Annotated in this window: 2 protein-coding genes; both read right to left on the bottom strand. The window is 71.2% G+C overall.

The genetic code is table 11. The annotated features are described in order from the left end of the window. Positions 1-4766: amino acid adenylation domain-containing protein (locus AB0G79_RS33215; protein WP_360813199.1), on the bottom strand; the 4766-nt coding region annotated here is incomplete at its 3' end. After that, on the bottom strand, positions 4766-5974 hold a 1209-nt coding region (locus tag AB0G79_RS33210; RefSeq protein WP_360813197.1), incomplete at its 5' end, for a non-ribosomal peptide synthetase. The genes AB0G79_RS33210 and AB0G79_RS33215, both read right to left, overlap by 1 nt.

Here is a 5974-nt window from a genome sequence, read left to right as displayed (position 1 = left end):
ACGACGGCCACCGACCCCGGCGTCCGCGCGACCTGCGCCTCGAACAGCTCAGGCAGCGAACCGGTCGGCGTCTCGGCCGCCGTGTCGTTCCACTCTGTGAGGACCTGGCGCAGGCCTGCCTCGTCCAGGACCTGGACGGAGCCGAGCGGCACGTCCTCGTCGTGGTCGAGGGTCGATTCGAGGGCCGCGACCAGGTTCTCCGCGGCCGTACGGACGAACTCGCCGACCACGCGGGGGTCGATCGGGGCGACCGCGTCGACGGCCAGCGTGAACAGGTCGCCGTTGTCGTTGACCGAGACCATCAGGGGGAAGTTGGTGCGCTCGCGGGTGAAGACCGCGCGCATGCCCTCCATGCCCTCGTGGCGGCGCTTGTCCGCGCGCTGCTCGGCGCTGCGGCCGGGGTTGTGGCGGAAGTTGAACAGGGCGGTGAACAGCGGGGTGTCGCCGGTGACGCCGCTGGCGCGCTGGGCCACGACGAGCGGTGCGTGCTCGTGCTCCAGGAGCTCGGCGAGCTGGCCGCGCATCGCGGAGACGGCCGCCCGGACGCCGGTGGCGTCGGTGCGGACGCGTACGGGCAGGGTGTTCATGTACGGGCCGGGGACCTGGTCGGCGCCCTCTCCGGCGTTCATGCGGCCGAAGAGGACGGTGCCGAAGACGACGTCCTCGCGGCCGCTGACCGCGGCGAGGACGCGGGACCACGCGACGTGCATGACGGTCGCGGGGCTCGCGCCGAGCCGGCGGGAGACCTCGCGGAGCCGTACCGTCAGCTCCGGATCGAACGGCACCACTTCGCGTATCGCGCCGGCGCCGTCGCCACGGACGTCGGCGATGCCGAAGGGGGCGGTGGGCTCGGTGACGTCGCCGAGGAGCTCGGCGAAGTAGCGTTCGTGCTCGGCGCGCGCGACGGCGCCCCGGGTCTGGGCGACGAAGTTCCGGAACGGCATCGGCGCGGCCAGTTCACGGCCCCGGCCCGCCAGGATCGCCTGGACCTCGTGGAACACGATCTCCAGGGCGGTGTGGTCACGGACGACGTGGTGCGCCCGCAGCAGACCGAGCCACCGGCCGGTGCCGGGGACCTGGGCCGCGTGCATCCGCAGCAGCGGGGCCTCGGTCAGGTCCATGCGCAGACCACCGGCCGCGATGAGCTGCTCCGTGGGGTCGCCGCCCTCGGGGTCGAGGACGACGTCGGTGACGGGCAGGGTGGCGCGGCGCCACACGACCTGGACCGGCTCGCGCAGGCCCTCCCACACGATCGAGGTGCGGTAGATGTCGTGTCTGTCGACGACCTGCTGCAGGGCGTCCGTGAAGGCGTCGAGGCGGTCGCGCGAGTCGAACTCCAGGACGGTCGGCATGACGTAGGCGTCGTCGCCACCGTCGGCGAGCAGGTGGTGGAAGAGCAGGCCCTCCTGGAGCGGGGCCAGCGGGTAGATGTCCGCGATGTTGGGCGCCCCGCCGTCGACGGTGGCGACGATGGCGGCCAGTTCGTCGGTGGTGAGGTCGACGAGCGGCAGCATGTCGGGGGTGATCTCGGTGATCGCGGTCGCGTCGGCCGGGATCAGGTTGGCCGGGACGGTCACCTGGACCGCGCCCGCCGAGGCGGCGAGGCCGGCCGGGGTCGGGTCCTGGAAGAACGAGCGGACCGAGACGGAGACACCGCGCTTCTGCAGGAGGGCGACGAGCCGGATGGCCAGCAGGGACTGGCCTCCGAGGGCGAAGAAGTCCTCGTCGACGCCGACGCTTTCGAGTCCGAGGACCTCGGCGAACGCGGCGCAGAGGATCTCCTCGCGGGCGTTCGACGGGCCCCGGCCCGCGGTGGTGCTGTCGTGCTCGGGCGCGGGCAGCGCCTTGCGGTCGAGCTTGCCGTTCGCGGTCAGCGGCAGCGCGTCCAGGACCACGACCGCCGACGGAACCATGTAATCGGGCAGGCTGCGCGAGACGAACTCGGCGATGGGGGAGGCCGGTTCGTCGGAGACGACGACATACGCGACCAGGCGCCGGTCGCCGGGGACGTCCTCCCGTACGACCACGGCCGCCTGGGTGACCTGCGGGTGCGCGGCGACGGCTGCCTGGACCTCGCCGAGCTCGATGCGGAAGCCGCGGACCTTGACCTGGTCGTCGGTACGGCCCAGGAAGACCAACTGGCCGTCCTTCGTCCACTTCACGCGGTCGCCCGACCGGTACATCCGCTCGCCCGAAGCCGAGAACGGCGACGCCACGAAACGCTCCGCCGTCTGGACCGGGCGGTTCACGTAACCCCGCGCCAGCCCCGCACCCGACACGTACAGCTCGCCGGCCACACCGACCGGAACCTGACGCAGGGACTCGTCGAGGACGAACACGCGGGCGTTCGGGACCGGGCTGCCGACCACGACATCCGCGGAGGCGGAGAGGCGGGCGATCGAGGTGTCGACCGTCGCCTCCGTCGGGCCGTAGAAGTTGAAACCCTCCACACCCTCCAGTCCACGCAGCCGCTCCCACAGACCGACCGGGGTGGCCTCGCCACCGACACCGATACGGGAAGGGTGCTGCTCGGCGTCGAACAGGCCCTCGTCCATCAGGACTTGGAGATAGGAGGGGGTTATCTCGGCGAAGTCGATACGGGAGGCGGTCATCCAGGCGACCAGCCGACCCGCGTCCAGCCACGTGTCGGCGTCGACGACATGCAGCTCATGGCCCGAGAACAGGGCGGAGAGCTGGTTCCACGATGCGTCGAAGGAGACCGACGTCGTCAGCGCGACCTTCAACGGGACACCGTCCGTCGTCGCGAACACCGACCTGCCGTGGCTCTCGCACAGACCCACGACCCCACCATGGGTGACGACCACGCCCTTCGGGCGGCCCGTCGAACCCGACGTGTAGATGACGTACGCCGGGTGCTCCGGGCGGATACGCGTGTCCAGCGGGCCGGTCGCGAGGCTTTCGAGAGCTGCCACGGTCTGCGCGTCGTCCACGAGGACGATCGACGCGTCCGAGTCCGGCAGCACGCCTGCCGTCGCCGACGACGCCAGGACGACGACCGGGGACGCGTCCTGGACCATGTACGCGATCCGGTCCGCCGGATACGCCGGATCCAGAGGCAGATAGGCGCCACCGGCCTTCAGCACGGCCACGAGCGCGACGATCAGATCCGCACCCCGCTCCAGACACACACCCACCAGCGACTCCGCACCCACACCGTGATCGGCAAGGTAACGGGCCAGACGGTCAGCACGACGGTCCAGCTCCCCGTACGACAGGGACTCCCCCGCCGCGACCACGGCAACAGCGTCCGGCGTCCGCGCGACCTGCGCCGCGAACAGCTCCGGAAGCGAACCCGCCACCACCTCCACAGCGGTGTCGTTCCACTCCACCAGCTTCCGGCGGTCCGAGACGTCCAGGACCTCGACCTCGCTCAGCCGCGACCCCGGAGCCACCACCAACAGCTCAATGGCCCTCGCCCACCGCGCCACGAGCCGCTCGGCCGTCTCCACGTCGAACAGATCCGCCGACGCCACCACCGAACCACGCAGACCCGCGGGAGCACCCGACTCGTCGAAGACCTCCGTGACGGAGGCATCGAGGTCGAACTTGGCGGCGGACTCGCTGGTGGCCGGGCCGGTGTGGGTGACGGTCTCGGTCGGAGCCTGTGCGTCGGGGGCCTGGGCCGGTGTGTTGCCGGCGCCCGTGCCGGTGCCGGGCAGGTCGAGGACGGCCTCTCCGGTGTTCTGGACCTTCAGCATCACCTGGAAGAGGGGGTGCCGGGCGAGGGAGCGGGCAGGGGCGAGTTCCTCGACGAGCTTCTCGAACGGCACCTCCTGGTGCTCGAAGGCCGCCCAGTCGGCCTTCCTTACCCGTGCGAGGAGTTCGGTGAAGGTCGGGTCGCCCGACACGTCCGTGCGCAGGACGAGGGAGTTGATGAAGAAGCCGACGAGGTCGTCGAGGGCGACGTCCGTACGCCCGGCGACCGTGGTGCCGATCGGGATGTCGGTGCCCGCGCCGACGCGGGCGAGGACGGCCGCGAGGGCGGCCTGGAGCACCATGAAGGGAGTCACGCCCTCGGCCTTGGCGAGCTCGGCGAGGCGGGCGTGGACGGCGGCGGGCACGGTCAGCGGGACCTTGTGGCCGCGGTGCGAGGGAAGCGCCGGGCGGGAGCGGTCGGTGGGTAGCTCCAGCTCCTCCGGGGTGCCGGCCAGCACACCGCGCCAGTAGGCCATCTGCGTGGACAGCACGCTGTCCGGGTCGTTCTCGTCGCCGAGCATCTCGCGCTGCCAAAGCGTGTAGTCGGCGTACTGGACCGGCAGCGGCTCCCAGTCGGGGGTCTGGCCGGCGGCGCGGGCGGCGTAGGCGACGGAGAGGTCGCGGGCCAGCGGACGCTTGGACCAGCCGTCGCTGGCGATGTGGTGCGTCACCAGGACGAGTACCTGCTCGGCGCCGCCGGTGGAGAACAGCGAGGCGCGGATCGGTATCTCGGCGGACAGGTCGAAGGTGTGCCCGAGGACGGCGGCAATCGCGTCGTCGAGCTCGGCGGGGGCGACCTCGGCCACGGTCAGCGACCAGTCGAGGTCGGCCGGCTTCAGGATGTGCTGGTACGGCTCGCCGTCCGCGACCCGGTAGACGGTGCGCAGGACCTCGTGGCGGCCGATCACGTCCCGCAGGGCGGCGCCGAGCACCGTCCCGTCGGTCTCGGCGGACAGGCGCAGCACGACCGGGATGTTGTACGTGGAACTCGGGCCCTCGGACTGGCTGAGGAACCACAACCGCCGCTGCGCGAAGGACAACGGGATCATCAGGACTCCTCCTGGTTACGCATGGGCCGCAACGCCGGCCGTGCTGTCTTCTGGTGGGCTAGTTGTTGTGCGAGTGCTGCCACGGTCGATGCTTCGAGGAGCACGCGGAGCGGGACCTCGACGCCGAGTTCGGCGCGGATCCTGCTGGTCAGGCGGACGGCGAGCAGGGAGTGGCCGCCGAGGGCGAAGAAGTCGTCGTCGACGCCGACTTCGGGGAGCCCCAGGAGTTCGGCGAAGGCCGCGCAGAGGATCTCCTCCTGGCGGTTGGCCGGCCCGCGTCCCGCCGAGGCGGAGTGCTCGGGGGCGGGGAGGTTCTTGCGGTCGAGCTTGCCGTTGGCGGTCAGCGGGAGCGCGTCGAGGACGACGACCGCGGACGGAACCATGTAGTCGGGAAGCCGGGTGCCGACGAAATTCCTTATGGATTCATGGAGTTGTTCGGACGCTTCGGGGTCGGTGGGGACGACGTAGGCGACGAGGCGGGTGTCCCCCGGGGTGTCCTCGCGGGCAACGACCGCCGCCTGGGCGACCTCACGGTGCGCCGTGACGACGGCTTCGACCTCGCCCGGCTCGATACGGAAACCACGGACCTTGACCTGCTCGTCGGCACGGCCGAGGTACTCCAGCAGGCCGTCCTTCGTCCAGCGGGCCATGTCACCCGTGCGGTAGAGACGGCCGGCGGGCTCGAAGGGATTGGCCACGAAACGCTCAGCCGTCAACGCCGGGCGCTTCACATAGCCACGGGCCAGCTGCGTGCCCGCGATGTAGAGCTCGCCGGCGACACCCGGAGCGACCGGACGCATCCGCGCGTCGAGGACGTACAGGCGGGTGTTCGCGATCGGACGACCGATCGGCACCGTGTCCCCGACACTCTGACCGGCCGAGATCTCATGCACGCAGCAGCCGACGACCGTTTCCGTCGGGCCGTACTCGTTCACGATCACGGAGTGCGGGGCTCGGGCCAGCCAGTCACGGACGACCGTCCCCGACAAGGCCTCGCCACCCACGACCCACGTACGGGCGGAAGCAGCCGCCTGCTCGGGAGTGAGCATCTCCGCCAGGAGCGGGAGGTGAGCCGGGACCGCCTTGACCAGACCGAACGTCTCCGACGCCCTGACCAGGCCCGCGAGACCCTCCGCGCCGCCCTGCTCGTCAGCCACGACCGCCGAACCCGCGACCAGAGGCACCAGGACACTGGTCACCGTCAGGTC

It is taken from the genome of Streptomyces sp. NPDC020807, from assembly GCF_040641575.1.
Lineage (GTDB): Bacteria > Actinomycetota > Actinomycetes > Streptomycetales > Streptomycetaceae > Streptomyces.
This window is presented reverse-complemented; position numbering and strand designations above follow the sequence as displayed.